This window comes from Streptomyces sp. NPDC001407, from assembly GCF_042895325.1.
Lineage (GTDB): Bacteria > Actinomycetota > Actinomycetes > Streptomycetales > Streptomycetaceae > Streptomyces.
Window position 1 is genome coordinate 226,382 of sequence record NZ_JBIAWF010000007.1, and the last position, 21,557, is coordinate 247,938.

18 protein-coding genes and 1 riboswitch are annotated in these 21,557 nt (G+C 72.6%); of the genes, 9 read left to right on the forward strand and 9 right to left on the reverse strand.

Annotated features, from left to right (window positions below; translation table 11 throughout):
• Positions 1-178: 178 nt before the first annotated feature.
• The gene (locus tag ACFY1P_RS13325; protein ID WP_361523248.1) at positions 179-1,732 is read left to right on the forward strand and encodes an MFS transporter; all 1,554 of its coding nucleotides are present in this window, start codon (positions 179-181) and stop codon (positions 1,730-1,732) included.
• 162 nt (positions 1,733-1,894) lie between these two features.
• On the opposite strand, the gene ACFY1P_RS13330 is transcribed toward ACFY1P_RS13325, so the two are convergent.
• Both ACFY1P_RS13330 and ACFY1P_RS13335 read right to left on the reverse strand, forming a co-directional pair.
• Positions 1,895-2,950 carry a PhlD gene (locus ACFY1P_RS13330; protein WP_361527505.1) on the reverse strand — a complete coding sequence of 352 codons (1,056 nt, stop codon included), beginning with the start codon at positions 2,948-2,950 and terminating at the stop codon, positions 1,895-1,897.
• A 72-nt stretch (positions 2,951-3,022) separates the two neighbouring features.
• Positions 3,023-3,847, reverse strand: a complete 825-nt coding sequence (locus ACFY1P_RS13335; RefSeq protein ID WP_361527507.1) for a helix-turn-helix domain-containing protein — start codon at positions 3,845-3,847, stop codon at positions 3,023-3,025.
• A gap of 646 nt (positions 3,848-4,493) precedes the next feature.
• Here ACFY1P_RS13335 and ACFY1P_RS13340 point away from each other — a divergent pair.
• Positions 4,494-5,726, forward strand: a complete 1,233-nt coding sequence (locus tag ACFY1P_RS13340; protein WP_361527509.1) for a hypothetical protein — start codon at positions 4,494-4,496, stop codon at positions 5,724-5,726.
• Positions 5,727-5,763: 37 nt separating this feature from the next.
• Here the strand turns inward: ACFY1P_RS13340 and ACFY1P_RS13345 are convergent, their stop codons facing one another.
• Positions 5,764-6,846, reverse strand: coding sequence for a glutamate--cysteine ligase (locus ACFY1P_RS13345; RefSeq protein ID WP_361527511.1), 1,083 nt, complete (start codon positions 6,844-6,846; stop codon positions 5,764-5,766).
• Between the two features lie 330 nt (positions 6,847-7,176).
• Positions 7,177-7,354, forward strand: a riboswitch (cyclic di-AMP (ydaO/yuaA leader).
• A gap of 3 nt (positions 7,355-7,357) precedes the next feature.
• Between ACFY1P_RS13345 and ACFY1P_RS13350 the strand changes: the two genes are divergently transcribed.
• Positions 7,358-7,831 (forward strand): C40 family peptidase, encoded by a 474-nt coding sequence (locus ACFY1P_RS13350; RefSeq protein WP_361527513.1) that lies wholly within the window; start codon positions 7,358-7,360, stop codon positions 7,829-7,831.
• Between the two features lie 92 nt (positions 7,832-7,923).
• On the opposite strand, the gene ACFY1P_RS13355 is transcribed toward ACFY1P_RS13350, so the two are convergent.
• Together ACFY1P_RS13355 and ACFY1P_RS13360 are read right to left on the reverse strand one after the other, a co-directional pair.
• Positions 7,924-8,961 carry a S1 family peptidase gene (locus ACFY1P_RS13355; RefSeq protein WP_361527515.1) on the reverse strand — a complete coding sequence of 346 codons (1,038 nt, stop codon included), beginning with the start codon at positions 8,959-8,961 and terminating at the stop codon, positions 7,924-7,926.
• A gap of 479 nt (positions 8,962-9,440) precedes the next feature.
• Positions 9,441-9,617, reverse strand: coding sequence for a hypothetical protein (locus ACFY1P_RS13360; protein WP_361527517.1), 177 nt, complete (start codon positions 9,615-9,617; stop codon positions 9,441-9,443).
• A gap of 177 nt (positions 9,618-9,794) precedes the next feature.
• On the opposite strand from ACFY1P_RS13360, the gene ACFY1P_RS13365 reads away from it, so the two are divergent.
• From ACFY1P_RS13365 to ACFY1P_RS13380, 4 genes are all read left to right on the forward strand, one after another.
• On the forward strand, positions 9,795-12,758 hold the full coding sequence (locus tag ACFY1P_RS13365) for a BTAD domain-containing putative transcriptional regulator (RefSeq protein ID WP_390750672.1): 2,964 nt from the start codon (positions 9,795-9,797) through the stop codon (positions 12,756-12,758).
• A 151-nt stretch (positions 12,759-12,909) separates the two neighbouring features.
• The gene (locus tag ACFY1P_RS13370; protein ID WP_361527521.1) at positions 12,910-13,998 is read left to right on the forward strand and encodes a hypothetical protein; all 1,089 of its coding nucleotides are present in this window, start codon (positions 12,910-12,912) and stop codon (positions 13,996-13,998) included.
• An 88-nt stretch (positions 13,999-14,086) separates the two neighbouring features.
• On the forward strand, positions 14,087-15,085 hold the full coding sequence (locus tag ACFY1P_RS13375; protein WP_390750688.1) for a cytochrome c oxidase assembly protein: 999 nt from the start codon (positions 14,087-14,089) through the stop codon (positions 15,083-15,085).
• A 465-nt stretch (positions 15,086-15,550) separates the two neighbouring features.
• Positions 15,551-16,189 (forward strand): class I SAM-dependent methyltransferase, encoded by a 639-nt coding sequence (locus ACFY1P_RS13380; RefSeq protein ID WP_361527524.1) that lies wholly within the window; start codon positions 15,551-15,553, stop codon positions 16,187-16,189.
• A gap of 69 nt (positions 16,190-16,258) precedes the next feature.
• On the opposite strand, the gene ACFY1P_RS13385 is transcribed toward ACFY1P_RS13380, so the two are convergent.
• The 3 genes from ACFY1P_RS13385 to ACFY1P_RS13395 all read right to left on the reverse strand — a co-directional run bounded on the left by ACFY1P_RS13385 (position 16,259) and on the right by ACFY1P_RS13395 (position 18,962).
• Positions 16,259-16,888: an MBL fold metallo-hydrolase gene (locus tag ACFY1P_RS13385; protein ID WP_390750673.1), complete on the reverse strand. Its 630-nt coding sequence runs from the start codon at positions 16,886-16,888 to the stop codon at positions 16,259-16,261.
• Positions 16,888-17,973, reverse strand: coding sequence for an S-(hydroxymethyl)mycothiol dehydrogenase (locus ACFY1P_RS13390; RefSeq protein ID WP_390750674.1), 1,086 nt, complete (start codon positions 17,971-17,973; stop codon positions 16,888-16,890). The genes ACFY1P_RS13385 and ACFY1P_RS13390 overlap by 1 nt, the downstream gene beginning before the upstream one ends.
• Positions 17,974-18,077: 104 nt before the next feature.
• Entirely contained in the window at positions 18,078-18,962 is an 885-nt protein-coding gene (locus ACFY1P_RS13395) for a LysR family transcriptional regulator (protein WP_361527530.1), read from the reverse strand.
• Between the two features lie 268 nt (positions 18,963-19,230).
• Here ACFY1P_RS13395 and ACFY1P_RS13400 point away from each other — a divergent pair, with 268 nt between their 5' ends.
• Positions 19,231-19,767 carry a hypothetical protein gene (locus ACFY1P_RS13400; RefSeq protein ID WP_361527532.1) on the forward strand — a complete coding sequence of 179 codons (537 nt, stop codon included), beginning with the start codon at positions 19,231-19,233 and terminating at the stop codon, positions 19,765-19,767.
• 314 nt (positions 19,768-20,081) lie between these two features.
• A complete protein-coding gene (locus ACFY1P_RS13405; protein WP_361527534.1) occupies positions 20,082-20,297 on the forward strand; it encodes a cold-shock protein in 216 nt (71 codons plus the stop codon).
• Between the two features lie 54 nt (positions 20,298-20,351).
• Here ACFY1P_RS13405 and ACFY1P_RS13410 read toward each other — a convergent pair whose 3' ends face one another.
• A complete protein-coding gene (locus ACFY1P_RS13410; protein ID WP_390750675.1) occupies positions 20,352-21,527 on the reverse strand; it encodes a MalY/PatB family protein in 1,176 nt (391 codons plus the stop codon).
• Positions 21,528-21,557 lie beyond the last annotated feature (30 nt).

A 21,557-nucleotide genomic window follows, 5' to 3' on the forward strand; every position in this document is an offset into this window, starting at 1 on the left:
ACCCTGCCCAGCCGGCCGCCCGGCGGAACCCACCGCCGGCGACAGCGACGGAAAAGCCCCGGGATGCGGCCCGTGTGGCGAGGGGTTAGGTTCCGTTGCGGGGCGGCACACACCGCACGCCCGCCGCCCCGTCATCGCACCGGTGGGGCAGGTGGTCCCCGGAGGGACGGGACATCGCGTGGACCATGGCCCTGCCACATCCCCCGGCCCGGAGGCGGCCGACCCCGCCCGCTGGGCGATGCTCGCGGTCCTGTGTGCCAGCCTGCTCCTGGTGGCCATGGACGCCACGATCCTCAACGTGGCCCTGCCGTCCCTCATCAAGGAGATGCGGCCGGACGCCCTGCAACAGTTGTGGATCATCGACGTCTACGGCCTGGTGCTGGGCGGACTGCTCGTCACCGCCGGTGCCGTGGGCGACCGGGTGGGCCGGAAGCTGCTCTTCGTCGCCGGGTTCTCCGTCTTCGGGGCGGCCTCGGTGCTCGCCGCCACCGCCGGGATCACCGAGAGCGTCCTTCAGCTGATCGCCGGCCGGGTGCTGCTCGCCATCGGCGGGGCCATGGTGATGCCCTCCACGCTCTCCCTCATCCGCACCATCTTCACCGACGCCCACGAGCGCACCCTGGCGATCGGGATCTGGGCCGCCGTCGCGGGCGCGGGAGCCGCGATCGGCCCCCTGGTCGGCGGTGTGCTGGTGAACGCCTTCTCCTGGTCGGCGGCGTTCTGGGTGAACGTGCCCGTCGTGGTGATCACCGTCGTCGCGGCCGTCCGGCTGCTCCCCGAATACCGCAGCCCCTCGCACCACGCCCTCGACCTGTGGTCCGCCGTGCTGTCCGTGGCCGGCGTCGTCGCCACCGCCTGGGGCATCAAGCACCTCGCGGGCGGCTTCCGGCCCGCCGACCTGGCCGCGCTGCTGGTCGGCCTGGCGGCGCTCACCTGGTTCGTACGCCGTCAACTGGTCGCCGCGGACCCGCTGCTGGACGTCCGGCTCTTCGCGAGCCGCCCGTTCCTGGCCGCCGCGCTCGCCACGCTGACGGCGATGATGGCGATCGGTGCCGCCCTCTATCTGATCTCGCTCTGGCTGCAGTACGTCCACGGCTACGACGCCCTCGCGGCCGGGCTGCGGACGCTGCCCGTCGCGCTCGCCCTCCTCGCCTCGTCGCTGGCGACGCCCTGGCTGCTGCGCCGCATCGGGGTGCGGACCGTGCTGACGGTGGGTCTGGCCGCGCTGCTGTGCGGCTTCGCCCTGCTGGCCGCGGCCCCGCGACCGCCGGCCTACGGCGTGGTGGCGGCCGCCCTGGTCACCTTCGGCATCGGCGACGGCATGGCCATCACCGCCTCCGCGGCGGTGATGGTCTCGGCCGTGCGCCCCGAGCGCGCGGGCCAGGCGGGCGCGGTCTCCGAGAGCGCCTACGAACTGGGCATCGGCTTCGGCGTGGCCCTGCTCGGCAGCATCCACACCACGCTCTTCCGCTCCCGGATGACGGGCCTTCCGGCCGAGGTGAGGGGCGCGGACCTGGCGACCGCGCGGGAGTCGGTGGGCGGCGCGGACGAGGTGGCCCGCGCGTTCGGCACCGGCAGCGCGGTGGGCCGGGCCGTGCGGGCGGCGGCGCGCTCGGCGTTCAACGACGCGCTGGCCACGACCGCGCTGGTGTGCGTGGGCATCGTCGCGGTGGCGGTGGTCCTGGCGGCGGTGCTGGTCCCGAAGGGATTCCGCGCGGATTCGGCGCACTGATGCTGGTGGGGCGGGGGCTTTTCCCCTACCCCGCCCCTTCCCGGCTGCGTCTGATGTGCGGCTCCGCCGCGTGGGGGGCTTCGCCCCAGACTCCTGACCGTGTTTCGCTCGGTGTCCTCAAGCGCCGGACGGGCTGAGTGTGCTGGTTACGGCTCGTACCCGTCACCCCCGCCATCGCCCGCCGCACGCCGCCGCCAGGAACCCCGGCCCGAACGCCAGCAGCAACCCCCGCTCCCCGTCGCACGGCGGGTCCTCGTGTGTGCGGGCGAGGACGTCGAGCACGGCGACACCGCCCAGGTTCCCGTTCTCCGCCAGGCTGTCCCAGGAGTGCCGCAGCATCTTCGTGTCGACGCCGAGCCCCCGCGCCGTGTCGTCGAGGACCCGTGGCCCGCCGGGGTGGACGACCGCCCACTGCGGTTCGGCGGGCGGCGCCTGCACGGATTCCAGCCAGGCGCCCACGGCGGGCATCACCTCGGCCGTGGCCTCGGCGGCCGCCCGGGTGGAGTCGAAGTGCAGACCGGCCCCGTCCAGCCGCCCCCAGTAGCGGTTGCCGCTGTCGGGCAGCAGGTACTCCCAGGTGTCCTCGACGTGCAGGCCGGGCCCGAGCGGGGTGTCGGTGACGACACACGCACCGGCGCCGTCCCCGAACAGCGCCTTGTAGATCATCGATTCGAAGGCGGTGTTGCGGTGGTTGTAGATCGTGCTGATGGTCTCCGCGACGACCACCAGGACCCGGCTCCCGGGGCGCGCCCGCACCTGGTCGGTGGCGCGGACGAGGGCCTGGGCCCCGCCCACGCAGCCCAGCGACGTCATGGGGATCCGGCGCACGTCCGCGCGCAGCCCGAGCGCGCCGATGAGATGGATGTCCAGACCCGGCACGGCCCACGAGGTGGAGTGGCTGGTGACGATGCAGTCGATGTCCGACGGCTCGAGGCCGGTGTCCGCGAGCGCGGTCCGTGCCGCCCGCGTGGCCAGTTCGGCGGAGTCGGCGAACGCCACCCGGTTGCGCTCCTCCACCGACGCGGTGCCGGAGACCGTGGGGGAGTCCAGCGGCTGGGTGAACCGCCGGGTGCGGACCCCGGTGGCGCGGACGACGCGCAGGACCGAATCCAGCCGCGGGTGGTCGGCATGGTGCTCACGGATGTCGTCACAGATCTCCTCGGTCGTCACGCGGTGACGGGGGAGGGCTATGGCGGGGAGCGAGACGTGCGATGTCACGGGACCTCCACGGGTCGGGGCGGCGGCCGGCCTGGGTCGGGGGCGGTGCCCGGCGCGGGCCGCCCCGCGCGGTCAGCCTGCGTGCAGCATGGGCCGGCGGGTCGGTCCGTTCCGTTCACCGGGACGGAAGACCAGCACCATAAGCCGGGCACGCGGTGACGCGAGAGGCTCCGCGCTGCACAGCGACACCCAGCCGGGGCCCCGCAGCGGGTGCGACAACGGCCGTTCGTCGCCGTCGGGGTGGACGTACGCCCGGCCGCCCGCCTCGTAGAGCGGCCCCACCACCGGGTCGGCGAGGATGTCCGCCTCCAGCTCGGCGAGCGTCTCGTCGTGCGGCAGGGCCGCCACGGCCGCGCGCATCTGCGGCAGGATCATCGGCACCCAGTGCTCCCGCCAGCCGGTGAGGATCGTGCGGGCCTCCGGGTGGAGCGTCATCCACCGCATCGTGTTCTCCGGGACCTCGCGGCGCGGGAACATCTCGGTGAACGCCTCGTTGTGCGCGAGCACCCGCCAGGACTGGTCGTTGATGTAGGCCATGTGCGACTGGCCCTCGACGACGTCCTGCCAGGCCCGGGGCACCTCCGTGCCTGAGCGCTGGTGCAGCGGGTAGGGCGGGTCGCGGTGCACGGCGTAGAGCCACAGGGACGTCCACTCGTGCTCGGTGAACGCGAGCAGCCGCGCGACGTCGCGCAGCAGGTCCTCCGGCGGATGGGGGTACGCGCCCGTCTCCAGCCGGTTGAACGTGCCGTGGGTGCGGTGCAGCAGCTGGTCGATCTGACTCTGAGTCAGTCCCGGGGCCCGTCTGCCCTGTCGTGACGGGCGGACGAGCCCGTGGTCCTCCGGAGCGATCCGCCCCCGGCGTTCGCGGAGCAATGCCTGTAGGGCTTCCTTGTCCAACGGAAATCTCCCCCAATATCACGAACGGCGCCGCAAGGGGAAGCCGATTTGTTGGGTAACTTTTTCCTGCAAAAAGCTCTCCGCAGAAATGATCGCATCCCTGATGCATGATCAACCCACGGGTCAGCAGCCACGGGGGTGCCGCTGACCTGGAGACTTCCAGGGGGCGACGTGCGCTTAGGAGATGGCCGGCAGGGACAGCAGTGGGCCGGGAACATCCGCCCACAGCTTCCACGAGCGGCGTTATCGGCGCACCGCGCCGTCCTTCCGCCTCGCTCGTGACCTGTGCGGAGAGCGGTGGTCAAGGCACGCGATCGGCGGCCGGCACCACGCCTCACGGCTGCGCGGCTTGGGAGAAATCTGGGAGAAAACTGACGGCTGCTTGAATGCGCCACGCATCCAGTGCTTTGACACTCACTGCGCCGGGGCCCGGTACGAACTCTGCGGGATCGCCTCCACCTCGATGGGGCAACCCCCACGTACGCGGGGACCACGAAGTGCTGCCGGGGATCGGGACGCAGTACACGGGGCCACCCCCGCCTGCTCCGAACGGGCGTCGCCCGCCCCCGCGCCGGGCCGTCCGCGCCGTGTCACCCGTGTCTGCTGATAGAGCGGCGGGTACAGGCGCGACGCGAAGGAGCCCGTCATGCGCGAGACCCGGGGGGTTCCCTCCGGCGCGGCGAGTGCCGCGCGGATCGGTGTCACCTGCGCGGGCGCGGTCCCCGCGGCCGTGTTGCGTCTGAGCGGGGCCGAGCTCGCGCCCGGCTGGGCCGTGGCCGTCTTCGGTCTGGGCGTGCTGTGCTCGGCGCTGCTGCTGATGTGGGCGGCCGAGACCGCCCGCGCCGACATGGCCGGCGCGCTCGCGCTCGCCCTGCTGGCCTTCATCGCGGTGCTGCCCGAATACGCCGTCGACCTCTACTTCGCCTACGCGGCCGGCTCCGACCCCTCGTACGCCGCCTACGCCGCGGCCAACATGACCGGCGCCAACCGGCTGCTCGTGGGGGTCGGCTGGCCGCTGGTCGCGCTCGCCTCGGCGCTCGCGCTGCGCCGCAGGTCCCTGCCGGACGCCGGGATCGTGCTGGAGCCGCACCGCCGCATCGACGTCGCGTTCCTCGCGGTGGCCGCCGTGTTCGCCTTCGTGATGCCGCTGACCCGGGAGATCGGCTGGTACGTCCCGGCGGTGATCGTCCCCTGGTACGGCTACTACCTCTACCGGATCGGCAAGTGCGGCTCGGGGGAGATGGAGGAGCTCGTCGGGGTCCCCGCACGGCTCGCCACGCTGGCCCCGGGCGCGCGCCGCGCCACCACCGCGACGCTGTTCGCCGCCGCCGCGGCCGTGGTCTTCGCCTGTGCGGAACCCTTCGCCAACGGCCTGGTGGAGGCGGGAGCCTCGCTCGGCATCGACCGTTTCGTCCTGGTCCAGTGGCTCGCCCCGCTGGCCTCGGAGGCCCCGGAGCTCATCGTCGCCGTGGTCTTCGCGTGGCGGCTGCGGGCGAGCGACGGACTCGGCGCGCTGCTGTCCAGCAAGGTCAACCAGTGGACGCTGCTGGTCGGTTGCCTGCCGCTGGCCCACGCGCTGGGCGGCGGGGGAGCGGCCCTGCCGCTGGTGACCCGCCAGGTCGACGAGGTCGCCCTGACCGCGGCCCAGACCGTCCTCGCCGTGGTGGTCCTGCTCGACCTGCGGTTCGTGCGCCTCCAGGCAGCCGGTCTCTTCGTCCTCTTCGCGGTGCAGTTCGCCCTGCCGGGCGAGTCCGCCCGGCTCCTCATGACCTATGTGTATCTGGGCCTCGCCGTCGTGCTGCTGGCCACCCGCGTCCGTCAGCTGCCCGCCACGGCCCGTGCGCTGGGCGGGCGCATCGAGGGTGACCCGCACTACTGACGCGGCGGCGCTCGGCCCGGCAGGCCGTGGCCGCCGGTCACGGTTCGGTGATGAGATCGGTGAGGGCCTTGATGCCGTCCGCCGCCAGCACCCGGCGCTGCCGGTCCGCCGGGGTGCCCCGCCGCAGCAGGCGGTGCACCAGCGAGCTCACCTGCTGGAGGTCACCGGCCTCCTCCAGCGCCTGCCCGATGTGCCCGAGCAGGGTCTGCACGACGTCCTCGGCACCGCGGCGCTTGCCCTCGGGGTCGACGAGCACGCCTTCCAGGCCGTGCCGGGCGGCGTGCCAGTTCGCGGCGCCGAGCAGCTCCGGCGGGCAGTACGCCGCCCGGCGGCCGCTCTTCTCGTCGCGGATGGCGGTCGCCACCATGCCGCGCACTATCCCGGCGAACATCACGGCGTCGTCGGCGCGCAGCTGGACGTCCAGACAGCGCACCTCGATCGTGGGATAGCGGTCGGACAGCCTGGCCTGCCAGTACAGCTGCCCCCGGTCGCTGATCGCCCCGGCGACGAAGAGCGCCTGGATACGCTCCTCGTAGTCGGCGAGATCGGTGAAGTGCGGAGGCGGGCCGCTGACGGGCCAGCGGCTGTAGACCACGGTGCGCCAGCTGGCGAAGCCGGTGTCGTGGCCGTGCCACATCGGTGAGTTGGCCGCCATGGCCACCAGCACGGGCAGCCAGGGGCGGACGCGGTTGAGGACGGCGACGCCCATCTCCCGGTCGGGGATGGCGATATGCACATGCATCCCGTTGACCAGTTGCTCGTCGACCAGTTGGGCAGCCCGGCTGCGCATCGCCAGATAGCGCGGATGCCGGGTGACGGGTACGGGCACCAGGCCCGCGCGGGGTGACGTGCCGGACGCCGCGATCCGGCAGCCGTTCCGCTTGGCGGCGGAGCTCACCGCGTGGCGCAGCCGCAGCAGATGCCCGCTCGCCTCCGCGAGGTCCGCGCAGACCGGAGTGGCCACTTCCACCTGGGCCTGCAACAACTCCGCCTGAATCTCCCGCTCGTGCACGACCGGCTCCAGGTCCACCGCGGCGCAGACCTGCTCCGCCTTGGCAACGGGCAGTGCGGTGGCCGGGTCGAGCAGAAGATACTCCTCCTCGATCCCTAGGGTGAGCATGCCGTAGGGCTACCCTCGCGCTGTCACGGCGAACCGTGCGCTCCCCGCGGTCGCGTGTTTCTGACGCAAAGACGTCCGCCCTCCCGCGCGTACCGGCAGCGGAACGGATCCGGGTGACCGGATTTCAGTCGCCGGATTACCTCAACTCCCAAGAACGAAAAGGAGTTGCCTGATTTCCGTGCGCCGGAAAAGCACCCCGGTTCCACGAATGCCGTGAAGTGAAGAAGTTCACAGAAAGCCGTTCTGGCTCCGGTTTCCGGGACTTCGTGATGCAGGATCGTCACTCGAACACAAGATCCCGTCACCGAGACGGGCACCCCGGGCGGACGCCGAGTCCTGCCGCCGTTCCGGGTGCGGAGCAGACCGACTGGATCGGCAGGAGCGGGAGACCCAGGTACGGCGGACCACGATGGCGGTGGTCCTTGGGGTGAAGCCACGGATGTGGCCGGGCAACTTCGACAGCCCGAACCCGACAGGTCATCTTTCGCAGGCGGATGACGAAGGGTTTGACATGTCTGCGTTCCCCGGCATATCCACGCTGGTTTCCCGGGCCGGCGCCGCGACCGTCCTCACCGCCGCCACCGTCACCGCCTCGATGCTGCTGCCCGGAGTGGCGGCCGACGCCCAGGCGGCGACCCCGGGTCAGGCCGCGCTGAAGGTCGCCGCTTCCAAGAAGGGCTCGCCCTACCAGTACGGCGCCGCGGGCCCCAACCGCTTCGACTGCTCGGGCCTGACGCTCTACTCGTTCAAGAAGGTCGGCAAGAACCTGCCGCGCACCGCGCAGGACCAGTACAACAAGACCCGGCACCTCTCCGCCGGCTCCCGCCAGACCGGCGACCTCGTCTTCTTCCACTCCGGCAGCAACGTCTACCACGTGGGCATCTACGCCGGGGACAACAAGATCTGGCACTCGCCCAAGCCCGGCGCGTCCGTCCGCCTGGAGAAGATCTGGAGCGGCAGCGTCTGGTACGGCCGCGTCAACTGACCCCCGCGGACCACGGGAGACGGCCCCCGCCGCCGGAAGGCGCGCACGGGGGCCGTGTGCCGGTGTGAGCGGTGCAGCTGCGCGGTGGAGGATCAGGGCAGCTGCGCCCCGAAGGCCTGCAGGGCCGCGGGAACCGGCTGGAAGAAGGTCTCGCCGCCGGAGGAGCAGTCCCCGCTGCCGCCCGAGGTGAGGCCCAGTGCCGCGTCGTTGTCGAAGAGGGCGCCGCCGCTGTCGCCCGGCTCGGCGCACACGCTGGTGTCGATCAGGCCGTCGACCTGGCCCTCCTGGTAGTTGACGGTCGCGTTGAGGCCGGTGACCTGGCCGTCGTGCAGGCCGCTGGTGCTGCCGCTGCGCTGCACCTGCTCGCCGACGGTCGCCTCGGCGGCCCGGCTGATGTTCTGCCGGCCGCCGTTGTAGAGGTCTACCGCGCTGGTGTGGTCGGAGGAGCCGGTGTAGCGCACCAGGGCGTAGTCGTGGCCGGGGAAGGTCGAGCTCTCCGTCGTGCCGGCCTGGGCGCCGCCCTGCGAGTCGGACCAGTCGGCCGAGGCGTTGCCGCAGTGTCCGGCCGTCAGGAAGTACGGCTGCCCGTCCTTGGTGACGTTGAAGCCGAGCGAACAGCGCACCCCGCTGCCCCAGATGGCGTCGCCACCGGCGATGAGCGGCCGGAAGGTGCCGGCCGTCCTTCTGAGCGTGGCCTTGTCGCCCAGGCTCGCGACGACCTTGTCGAGCCGGCTCAGCCGCGCCCCGCGCACCGTGCTGTCGGCGGTGACGACGACCTTGTTGGTCTTCGGGTCGACCGACCAGGCGGTACCCGGGATGGACGCCCGGTCCTTCAGGATGCCTCTGGCAGAGTCGAGTTCGGCCGCCGAGTGCCGGACCTGCTTGGCCTCGGCGCCCGTGGCCCGTACCTTCGCCGCCGTCGTCGCGTCGAGCACGTCGACGACGAGCCGGTGGGTGGCGGCGTCGTAGTACGAGCCGGCCGTGCTCGCGGGGAGCTCGGCGGCGATCCGCTGGGCGAGGCCGGACGCCTGCTCGGCGGAGAGGGTGTCGGCCGACGGCGCCGACGTGGCGTGGGCGGCCGGCAGGGCGAGTGCGGCGGTCGCGAGGACGGCGGCTGCCGTGCCGGCCATGGCGGAACGGCGTGCGGATATGCGAGGACGTTTCACGTGGCCTCCCGTGGGGGGTGCCCGACGAGTCCGATGTCCGGGCACGGAGGGTGGATGTGACGTGATGACAGGGCCGTGACGGCCGATGCGCCACCCGGGGCCGACCGGGAGCCGCTAGTCGCGTCCATGTCAATTCTCGGAGTATCGGATCGTCCATGTGAACGTTCAAGAGCGACATTCGGTCGTACGGGCGGTGCGCCGACAAGTCCCCTACGTCACACGCGTACCGCGAGCCGCCCTCGTGAACGCCCGTGACGGGCGCGGATGGCTGAGGCGCGGTGAGCGGACAGGAAGGGGCGCGACTGTCCGGATACCGTTCTCTCGAGGGGCGGAGCGAAGGTTTCTTTGCGTTCCTTTAACAGGCCCCGGGGGCGCCGATGACAACGGGCCCCCGACCGTCGAGCGGTCGAAGGCCCGTCCCCGGTGCCTGCCGGGCGTCGCGCCTACTGCGCGCCCGTCGTGTGCGTCGGGCGGATCGGCCCGCTGGGCTCCGTCCCCGGGATCGGGGCGCCCTCGGCGTGCTCGATGGGCGCGCCCAGTCCGGCGAGGATGGCCTGCTCGCTGGGCGTGGCCTCGGCGGGCTGCGTGGCCTCGGCGGGCTTCGGGGCGTCGGTGGTCATGCGGAACTCCTGTCGTACGGGTCGAGCGGTCTTTCCCCGAAGTATGGGACACCCCGATCAACAGGCGATCAACGGACCCTGACCCGTAACGCCACGGGTACCGCCTGCCGTGCGAACCCCTGAGATACTGTCCCCCTTGTCGCCGGGCGGAGTGTGCGCGGCGAGGTCGGGGGAGACATGGGCGCCAGCGGAGCAACAACGGGAGCACGGCTCTCCTTCCAGCTGCTCGGCCCCGTGCGCGCACAGCTCGACGGGCACCAGGTCGAGCTCGGGGCGCGGCAGCAGCGCGCCATGCTCGCCGTCCTGCTGCTGCGCGGCGGCCGCACGGTCTCCAGCGACGAACTGATCGACGCCCTGTGGGGCGAACTGGCACCGCCTCAGGCGCTCGGCACCATCCGGACCTACGCCTCCCGCCTGCGCAACCTCCTCGAACCCGGCCGGGTGGCCAGGACCCCGGCCACGGTCCTCGCCTCCTCCGCCGGCGGCTACGCCCTGCACATACCCCCCGAACAGGTCGACGCCGTCGTCTTCCAGCGCCGCCTCGCCGAGGCCGCCGAGGCCCGCGACGCCGGGGACACCGAGACCGCGCACAGCCGCTACGCCGCCGCCCTCGACCTCTGGCACGGCGCCCCCCTGGCCGGGTTGCCCGGCCCGTACGCCGAGCGGCAGCGCTACCGGCTCTCGGAGGCCCGCCTCGTGGCCCAGGAAGGGCTCTTCGACTGCGCCCTCGCCCTCGGCCGCCACACCGAGATCGTCCCCGAGCTCAGCTCCCTCGCCGCCGAACACCCCCTGCGCGAACGCCTCCGCGCCCTGCTGATCCTCGCCCTCTACCGCTGCGGCCGCCAGGTCGACGCCCTCGCCGCCTTTACCGACACCCGGCGCCTGCTCGTCGCCGAACTCGGCGTCGAACCCGGCCCCGAACTGACCGAGCTGCACGCCAGGGTGCTCGCCGCCGACCCCAAACTGGCCTACGCCCCGCCCGCGGACCCCGAGCCCGCGGCCGGCGCCGGGCGCCCCAGGGCCGTCCCCTTCCAGCTGCCGGCCGGCATACCCGACTTCACCGGCCGCGAAGAGCTCGTGCACGACGTGTGCGCCGCCCTCACCGAGACCTCCGGCCCAGCCGTGATGATCGCCATGCTCACCGGCATCGGCGGCGTCGGCAAGACCACCCTCGCCGTGCACGCCGCCCACACCGCCCGGTCGGAGTTCCCCGACGGCCAGCTCTACGTCGACCTCCAGGGCGCGGGGCCGCACCCGGCCGACAGCGGCAGCGTCCTCTCCCACTTCCTCCAGGCCCTCGACGTCCCCGAATCCGACATCCCCGACGACCTGGGGCAACGCGCCGCCCTCTACCGCTCCGTGCTCGCCGACCGGCGCGTCCTGCTCCTCCTGGACAACGCCCGCGACGCCGCCCAGATCCGCCCCCTGCTCCCCGGCACCGCGGGCTGCGCCGTCCTCGTCACGACCCGGTCCCGGGCGCTGACCCTCGGCGGCGCCCGCCACTTCCACGTCGGCGTCGCCAGCGCACCCGAGGCCCTCTCGCTCCTCGCCGCCATCGTGGGCGAGGAGCGCGTCGCCGCCGACCCCCGGGCGGCCGCCGCGCTCGTCGCGGCCTGCGGCCATCTGCCGCTCGCCGTCCGCATCGTGGCCTCCCGCCTCGCCGCCCGGCCCGGCTGGACCATCGCCTCCCTCGTCACCCGGCTCGACGACGAACGCCGCACGCTCGACGAACTGCAGGCCGGTGACCTCACCGTGGAGGCCACCTTCCGGCTCGGCTACGCCCACCTCGCCGACGACCAGGCCAGGGCCTTCCGCCTGCTGGCCCTCGCCGCCGCCCCCGACCTCTCGCTCTCGGCGGCCGCCGCGCTCCTCGGCTGCGACGAGTTCACCGCCGAGGACCTCGCCGAGGGCCTCGCCGACGCCGGCATGCTGGAGTCGTACGCCACCGGCCGTTACCGCTTCCACGACCTGCTGCGGCTCTACGCGCGTCGCCAGGCCGAACAGACCGACACCCCGCAGGAGCGCCACGAGGCCGTCCAGCGCCTCCTCGACCACCACCTCGCCACCGTCGGCAACGCCTCCCGCACCCTCGAACCCGACCACGCACTCCAGCGTCACCTGCACCCCGTGACCCTGCCCGGCGTGCCCTTCGCCGACGCCGCCGACGCCCGGCAGTGGCTGCGCCACGAGCACATACCGCTGGCCTCCCTCCTCGCCCAGGCCGTCCCCGGCGCACCGGACGCCCTGCGCCCCGCCGGCGACCTGCTGCTCACGTGGTCCGGCCTGATCGAGGGCCCCGCCCACCGCGAGGAACTGCGCCGCCTCTGCGAACTCACCGCGGACACCGCGCACACCCGCGGGGAACCCCGCGTCGAGGCCCGGGCCCGCTACACCCTCGGCAACCTCCACTACCTCACCGATGTCTACGACGCCGCCGAGCGCGAACTGACCACCGCGCTGCGGCTCGCCGAGGAGGCAGGCGACAACCTCTGCCGCCACCTCGCCGCCAACGCGCTCGGCATCCTCCACCTCGCCACCGACAGCCCCGACCGGGCCCTCCCGCTGCTGGAGCTCGCCGGCTCCCTGTGCGACGGCCTCGACGACAAGGGCAGCGAGGCGCGGGTGCTCGCCAACACCGCCCGCGTGCACCTCGCCCTCGCCCAGCCCGAGCAGGCCGACCGCGCCGCCGCGGAGGCCGTCCGGCTGGCGGAGGCGACCGGCAACGGCCCGACCATCGCGATGACGCTCTACCAGCACGGTTACGTGCTCCGCAGGACCGGCGACCCCGCGCTCGCCGCCGAACGCATGCGCGGCGCGCTCGGCCACTTCATCGCCCAGCACCAGCGCGGCTGGGAAGGGCTGGCCTGGGCGCGCCTCGCGGAATGCCGCCTCGACGAACAGCGGGACGAGGACGCGGTCTCCTGCGCCGAGGAGTCCCTGCGGATCGCCCGCGAACTGGGCAAGAGCTACTGCCAGGGGCTCGCCCACGCCGTACTCGGCCAGGCCCTCCCGCGCCTCGGCCGCCCGGACCGCGGCCAGGACCACCTGCGCGAGGCCCTCGGCCTCTTCACCCGCCTCGGCGTCCCCGAGGCCGCCGCGGTCCGCGCGCTGCTCGACGCCTCGGCGGCGGCCGCCTCCTGAGCACAACGCCCGCTGGAACCGGGCGCGTTGAGGCCACGCCCTTCGAACGGACCCGCACAGGACACACCCCGGGGCCACCGCGAGCCACCTGTACGGGTGACGGCCGTGCCGGAGCACCGGAACGCCCGCCCGCGGCTGCCAGGCTGACCCCATGAGCCGTCGTACGTTCGTCGTCTCGGCCGCCGGAGCGGCTCTCGCCACGCCGGCCACCACGGCCCCCCAGGCCCCCTCCTCCGCGGCATCCGCACCGGACCGTACGGCCGCCGACACCGCGCCCCCCGCCCTCGGGGTGCCCTTCCCCGGCATGGGGGACGGCTACTGGCACGACGGCAGGCCGGACCCCGCCCTGCACCGCGACCTCGACACGCTGCGCGCGTACGGCGTCGGGCTCGTCCGGATCGACGTCTCCTGGCACCGCAGCCAGCCCGGGAGCGACGCCCCGAGCGCCCGGCACCCCTACAACCAGCGCCTGGCGGGAGTGCTCGACGCGGCGGCGGAACGCCGCATCGCCGTCCTCGTCACCCTGCACGAGTCACCCCCGTGGACCCGGAACGGCGCCCTGCCCCGGGGCCCGCACGCGTGCTTCCCCGACGACCCCGCCACCATCCGCCCCTGGGCACAGTGGCTGGCCGCCACCTACGGCGACCGGGTCGCCGCATGGGAGGTCTGGTGCGAACCCAACCAGGCCGCCACGACCGGCATCGCCGCCCCCGCGGAGCGCACCGCCCGCTACGCCGGCCTCCTGCGCGCCTGCGCCACTGGCCTGCGGTCCGTCCCCGACCCCGCCGCCGTCGTGCTCGGCGGCCCCTGCCACACCGACCACCGCTTCGTCCGCGACATCTACGCGGCGGGCGCCCGCGACCACTTCGACGTCCTCGCCCTCCGGCCGCGCCTGGACGGCCGGGCACCGGACGCCTGGTCGGAGGAGGCACCGGGCATCGAGCGGCTGACCAACTTCCCGGCCGTGGCCGAGGCGATGCGCGCCTACCGCGACGGGGACAAACCGGTGTGGTGGACGGAATTCGGCTTCGCACCGCCGTCCGCCCGGGCGACCCCGCGCGGGCTGCACGACCCCGCCGAGGCGACACGGCTGCTCGTACGGTCCTTCGAGCTCGCCCGGCTGCGCTGTCCGCAGGTCCGGCTGGCGGTCGTCGCCACCGTGCCGTGGCCCCTGCGCCCGCAGCTCTCCGGTCTGCGCGACTACTTCGCCACCCACCCGGACACGCGCCCCCTCCTGTGACCAAAGGAAACGCTTCCAAGCCTTTGACCTGCGCTTTACCGCCCCCGACCTGCCTGTAGATCCACTACGGCCGGGGCTACGCTGAACGATCGTGGCACTGACCAATCTCACCCCCGCCCGAGCCTTCGGCACCTGGCAAGCGGACCCCTTCGGCCTCGCCCTCATCGTCCTCCTCGGCGGTCTCTACGCCTGGGGCGTCCTGCGGGTGGCGAGGAAGGGGGAGCGCTGGCCCGTGGTCCGTACGCTCGCGTTCGTGGCCCTCGGCCTCGGGGCGATCGCCGTCGCGACCCTGTCGTCCCTCGCGGTGTACGACCGGGTCCTCTTCTGGCCCGCCGCGGTGCAGAACATCCTCCTCGACCTGATCGCACCGCTCGGCCTGGCCCTCGGCGACCCCCTGGCCCTCGCCCGCCGCGCGCTGCCCGCACGCGGCGCCGGGCGGCTGCACCGCGCGATGCGCGGGCCCGTCGTGAGGGTGCTGACGTTCCCGCTGGTCAGCACCCTGCTCGTGCTCGCCACGGAGCTGTGCATCTACTTCACGCCGTACTTCGAGGCCGCCCTGCGGAACGAGGCGATCCACCGGCTGATGTATCTCCACCTCCTCGCGGCGGGCAGCCTGTTCGTCCTGCCCATGCTCTCCCGCGAGGAGCTCCTGCCCGCGTGGTGCAGCCACCCCGTGCGGGCGCTGCTGGTCTTCGTCGACGGGCTGGTGGACGCCGTCCCCGGCATCGTCGTGATGACCAGCGGCACCCTGATCGCGGGCGGCTGGTACGGATCGCAGCAGCGCGGCTGGGGCCCGAGCCCGGAGCGCGACCAGGCGCTCGGCGGCGGGCTGATGCTGTCGATCGCCGAGCTCGTCGGCATGCCCTTCCTGATCGCCGTCTTCGTCGAGTGGCGCCGCGCCGAGCGGGTCAGGACCGCCGAGCTGGACCGAAGGCTCGACGAGGAGCTCGCCACGGTCCCGGCTCCCGCCGCCACACCGGAACGAGCCGCCGAACCCGCCGCTCCCGAGCTGACGCGCCCCTGGTGGGAGACCGACCAGGGCGTCGTCGGCGAGCGCTACCGGCAGACCCGGGACAACCGCCCGTAATTCATCTGCCGTCGGCACGGCCAAGGCCGGCCGGGGTCTACTGCCCGAGCGTCACCGGGACCCCGTCGAACTGCCCGCCGAGACAACGGAGGCCGGTCGGGCTCGAATCGTCGTGATCAACGAACCCGCCTCCGCCCACACACTGCGCGGCGGTCACGGTGTCCTGCTTCGCCACGGCGGACTGAGCTGCGGCGGAGTTACCGGCGATTCCGAACAGCACACCGGCACCGAGCGCCAGGGTGCACAGAGAAGATGCGAGATATCGCATGTCGACTCCACTCCTAGGGTGCGTTTTCCCCTTTAGGACAGATGGTCGGCCATGCGGACGAATAGCGAACACGCGCTACGTTTTCGTGTGGCGCATTGTCGCCCGAGTGAGCGATAAATCAGCCTGTATGCGTGGGCGCCGTGCCTGCTTCACCCCGGTCGCACCGCCACGGAGGCCAGGAGTTAATGTCGGCCCCTGTGACTGACACCTCCTCCTACCTGAGTGCGACAGCGGACGCCTATGACGCCGTCGCCGTCCTCTACGCCGACCTCGTCCGCGGCAGCCTCGACCGGCTTCCGATGGACCGTTCGGTGCTCGCCGTTTTCGCGGAATCCGTGCTGGCCGCGGGCGGCGGGACTGTCGGTGAGCTCGGATGCGGGCCGGGGCACATGACGGCGCACCTGCGGGAGCTGGGGCTCGACGCCTTCGGCGTCGATCTGTCACCGGTGATGATCGACCTCGCCCGCCGGGCATTCCCGGAGCTGCGCTTCGAGGTCGGTTCGATGGACGCGCTGGACGAGGGCGACGCCGCGCTGAGCGGCATTGTGTCCTGGTATTCGGTCATCCACACCCCGCCGCGCGAAATCCCCTCGTATTTCGCGGAGTTCCACCGGGTGCTGGCTCCGGGCGGCCACCTTCTGCTCGCCTTCTTCGAATCCGAGGGCGACCCGGTGACGCCGTTCGACCACAAGGTGGCCACGGCCTATCGGTGGCCGGTCGACGGCTTTGCCGAGCTGGCCCGCGAGGCCGGTTTCGCGGAAATCGGCCGCATGCTGCGAGAGCCCCTGGAAGGTGAGCGGTTCCGGCGCGGCCATCTGCTGATGCGCAAGCGGTAGCCCGCCCGAGGGCGGTATGCGTACCCCACGCGAAGGCGCCCCGCCGACGGCGGGGCGCCCGTCCCGGTTTCAGTGCCCCCGGGCGATCCAGTCGGCGAGGGCCGGTGCCTCGGCGCCGACCGTGGTCGTGTCGCCGTGGCCCGTACGCACCACCGTCTCCGGCGGGAGCGGGAGCAGCCGGTCCCGGATGGAGTCGATGATCGTGGGGAAGTGCGAGAAGGACCGCCCCGTTGCGCCGGGGCCGCCCTGGAAGAGGGTGTCGCCGGTGAACACGGTCCCCAGCGCCGGCGCGTGGAGGCAGACGGCACCGGGGCTGTGGCCCGGAGTGTGCAGCACCGTCAGCTCGGCACCGGCCACTGACAGGACCTGACCATCCGTCAGTTCCTGGTCGGGTGCGATGCCCGGGTGGGTGCGGTCCCACAGCTCACGGTCGGCGGGGTGCAGCAGGACCGGCGCGCCCGTGCGCTCCGCGAGGGCGGGAGCCGCGTCGATGTGGTCGTTGTGGGCGTGGGTGCACACGATCGCGACCAGGCGGCGGCCGGCCACCGCCTTCTCGATCGCGTCGGCGTCGTGGGACGCGTCGACGACGAGGACCTCCTCGTCGTCACCGACGAGCCAGACGTTGTTGTCGACGTCCCAGACCCCGCCGTCGAGGGCGAAGGTCCCCGAGGTCACCAGGTGCTCGATGCGCGCCACCATCACAGGATCACCACCGAACGCAGCACATCGCCCTTCTCCATGCGGTGGAAGGCGTCCTCCACCTCGTCGAGCGCGATGGTCTCGCTGACGAACGCGTCGAGGTCCAGGCGCCCCTGGAGATAGAGGTCGACGAGCATGGGGAAGTCGCGGGAGGGCAGGCAGTCGCCGTACCACGAGGACTTCAGCGAGCCGCCCCGCCCGAAGACGTCCAGCAGCGGCAGTTCCAGCTTCATCTCCGGCGTCGGCACGCCCACCAGGACCACGGTCCCGGCCAGGTCCCGGGCGTAGAACGCCTGCTCGTACGTCTCGGGGCGGCCCACCGCGTCGATGACGACGTCCGCGCCGAAGCCGCCCGTCAGCGAGCGGATCGCCTCGACGCCATCGACGGAGCGGGAGTTGACGGTGTGGGTGGCGCCCAGCGACTTCGCCGTCTCCAGCTTCGCGTCGGCGATGTCCACCGCGATGATCTTCGAGGCACCGGCCAGCCGGGCTCCCGCGATCGCCGCGCCGCCGACGCCGCCGCAGCCGATGACCGCCACCGTGTCCCCGCGCCCCACCGCGCCGGTGTTGATCGCCGCGCCCAGCCCGGCCATCACGCCGCAGCCCAGCAGGCCCGCGGCGGCCGGGGAGGCCGCGGGGTCGACCTTGGTGCACTGCCCGGCGGCCACCAGCGTCTTCTCCGCGAAGGCGCCGATGCCCAGGGCGGGGGAGAGCTCGGTGCCGTCGGTGAGCGTCATCCTCTGCTTGGCGTTGTGGGTGTCGAAGCAGTACCACGGCCGGCCGCGCAGACAGGCCCGGCACTGTCCGCAGACCGCACGCCAGTTGAGGATCACGAAGTCGCCCGGGGCCACCTCGGTCACCCCGGCACCGACCGACTCGACCACACCGGCGGCCTCATGGCCGAGCAGGAAGGGGAACTCGTCGTTGATCCCGCCCTCCCGGTAGTGCAGATCGGTATGGCACACCCCGCACGCCTGGATCTTCACCACGGCCTCACCGGGACCGGGGTCGGGCACCACGATCGTCTCGACCCGGACCGGTTCGCCTTTGCCTCGGGCGATGACACCGCGTACTTCTTGCGCCATGGGGTGCAGCCTGCCTTTCTCGGTGAGTCAGCTGCCCCCACTCTGCGCCGGAAGTGACGGCGTGTCCAACATCCCGTTCCGATCACATTCAGCAGTCATCCTGCTCAATCGCCGCCGCGGTGCCCGATCGTCGCCAGCAGCGCCCGCGCGGCCGCCGTCGGCTGGCCCGCGGCGGGCACGGCGACCCCCACCTTCCACCGCACCGGCCCTTCGAGCGGCACCGCGCTCAGCCCCCGCGCCTGCTCCTTGAGTGTCACCGGCCGGGGCACCACCGCGGCCCCCAGGCCCCGCGACACCAGATCGAGCAGCGTATAGACGTCATTGACCTGGAGCGCCACCTTCCGCGTCACCCCCGCCTCGGCGAACGCGAGATCAGCCGCCCGCCGCGCACCCCAGTCGGGGTGCAGGTCCACGAACACCTCCCCGGCCAGCCGCGCCGCGGGCACCGGCCCGCCGACGCCCGCCAGCGGATGGTCCGCCCGGCACAGCAGCATCAGCGGCTCCTCGGCGATCCGGCGGAGCCGCACGCCGTCGTGGACGTCGTCGTGCACGACGAAGGCCAGGTCGAGCTCGCCCCGGCGCACCTGCTCCAGCAGCCGCCCGGAACCCGCCTGTTCCATGTGCACCTCCACCTGCGGATGGAGCGCGTGGAAGGAGGCCAGCAGCGCACCGGCGTCGACCGTGCCCATGCACTGCTCCGTACCGACCGAGAGCGTCCCGCCCGTCAGCCCCTGCACGGCGGCGACCGCCTCCCGGGCCGCCGCCGCGCACGCCAGCGTCCGCCGCGCCTCGACGAGCAGCGCCCGCCCGGCGTCCGTCAGCCCGACCCGCCGGGTGGTACGGATGAAGAGCTCCGCGCCCAGCTCCCGCTCCAGCGCCCGCACGGACGCCGACACCCCGGACTGGGCGACGCGCAGCCGCTCGGCAGCATGCGTGAAGTGCTGCTCCTCGGCGACCGCCACAAAGTGCTCGAGGTGTCTGAGTTCCATGATTGAGCATGGTAGGTGCTGGATGCGCGCCCCCTGCCGAGCAGGGGAGCGGAGGGCCGACGGAGACCCCGCGAGGCGGCAGGAGAACCGCCTCCACACCCCCTCCACACGGGCATCACCAACACTTCCCGGCCAACTCGCAACATCGCCGCAACACTGTCACGTGGCTCACACCTGCTCCGGAGGTCACATTCCGGTTGGCGGGGGTGGCCGGTCCTGTTCGGGTGGTGCAGCCAAGACGGGGCGTCCCTGTCTAATCTCCGGCGCCATGCGCAGAACAACTTTGGGACGGCTCAGCCTGTCCGCAGCCCTCGCGTCCGTCGTCGCCCTGCTCGGCATGGCCCAGCCTGCCACCGCCGCGACCCCGCCCATGACCATCACCGTGGACAAGCAGTCCGCGACCCCCGGCTCCACGGTGAACATCACGCTGGCGTTCACCAACGACCAGACCACGAACGCGCAGTTCGTGTACCAGTCGATACAGCCGACGTACAACACCCAGCAGGACCCGGGCCTGAAGTACGCGTTCACCACCTGCACCGGTGACACGACCAACTGCACGGTGCCGACCCACCAGAGCGGTGCGGTCAGCTACAACGCCCCCGTGCTGCCGAACGCCACCCGCACCGTCACGATGAGCTACCAGATCGCCGCCGACGCGGCGTGCGGGCCCTCGCGGCGGATCGAGTTCTACACCTACCTCTACTACGAGTACCAGGGTGGCCAGGCCAAGAAGGACGGGATGTACCCCGTGGGCGGCACGGACGTCGTGTGCAAGACCCCCACGGCCCGCGCGGGTCACTGAGCGGCCGTCCCAGGAGTGATCAGGCATCGGACCGCGCCGCTTCGCTGAGCGCGGCGGCGGTCGCGTACCACCGGCACGGCGACAGCCGAAGGTTCGGCTCGGCCGGGAACACCCCGGCCGGGCCTGGCCACGTGTGACCGGGGACGAACCCCGAGCACAGGCCCGATGTCCCTTTTTGGCCTGTTCGGATTCCCTCCACAGGGTGAACGACGGGTGCCGTGGAGCATCTCTTGCCGGTCGGCAGGGGAAGGTTCCGGGGTTGGGACCGGTACGTCGAAGTCGTGCCGGTAGCAAGCAGGTAAGGAAAGTGACCCATGGCAACAGGCGTCGTGAAGTGGTTCAACCCGGAGAAGGGCTTCGGCTTCATCCAGCAGGACGACGGGGGTGCGGACGTGTTCGTCCACTTCTCGGCCATCCAGCAGACCAGCGGCTACAAGGAGCTCTTCGAGGGCGACCCGGTGGAGTATGACGTCGTCCAGGGCCCCAAGGGCCCCCAGGCGGAGAACGTCGTCCGCCAGGCCGGCGGATAGCGAGGACGCGCTTCTCCGGCGGCGTCGCGACGGCGTCCGCCGGAGACCGGCCCGTCATTCCTGGAGCGTCGCGTCCACCGCCTTCCGCATCCTGCCGACCGCCTCCGTGAGCACCTCCGGCGACGTCGCGAAATTCAGCCGCACATGACCCGCCCCGCCCGGGCCGTAGTTGGTGCCGGAGGTGAGCGCCACCCGGCCGTGCTCCAGGAAGACCGAGGCCGCGGTGGACCCGAGGCCCAGCGGCCGGCAGTCCAGCCACGCCAGGTACGTCGCCTCCGGCAGCGCGTACCCCACCTCCGGCAGCTGCCGCGCCAGCAGGTCGGCCAGCAGCCGCCGGTTCCCGTCCAGGCCCGCCAGCACGCCGTCCAGCCAGTCGCCACCGTGCCGCAGGGCCGCCGTGTGCGCGATGACACCGACGTGGCTCGGGCCATGGCTCACCTCCCAGGGCAGCCGGGCGAGATCGGCGGCCGCCGCCGGACCCGCCACCGCCAGCGCCGCCTTGAGCCCGGCCAGGTGCCACGCCTTGGAGGCCGACATCAGGGAGAAGGCGCTCTCCGCGCCCGGCACCGACAGATACGGCACGAACCGCGCGCCGGACAGCACGAGCGGCGCGTGGATCTCGTCCACGACGACCCGCACACCGTGACCGGCCGTCAGCTCCGCCACCGCCGCGAGCTCCCCCGCGGTGTGCACCGTCCCCGTCGGGTTGTGCGGGCTGCACAGCAGATACGCGGCCCGCCGCCCGCCCCTCACGGCCTCCCGGCACGCCGACTCCAGCGCCACCGGGTCGATGCGGCCCGCCTCGTCCAGCGGTGCCTCCACGATCCGTCGGTCCATGTGCTCCACGAAGGCGTAGAACGGCGGATAGACAGGGGGGTTGACCACGACGGCGTCCCCGGGCGAGGTGATCAGCTTGAGGATCTCCACGATGCCGAGCATCACGTCCGGCATGATCGCCGTACGGTCCTCCACCACGCCGTCCCAGTCCCAGCGCTCGCGGGCGAAGGCGTCCAGCGCCTGCGCGTACTCCATACCGCTCGCATAGCCCGTATCGCCCCGCTCCATCGCCCGCGTCACCGCGCGCACCACGGGCTCGGCGACCGGGGTGTCCATCTCGGCGACCCACAAGGGCAGGACGTCCGGCGGATAGGCCGTCCACTTCGTGCTCGTACGCAGCCGCAGTTCGTCCAGGGAGAGCCGGCGCAACGGATTCGTCTCATCAATAGTCATGGGAACCATTGTGCGTACGATCGCCAACTC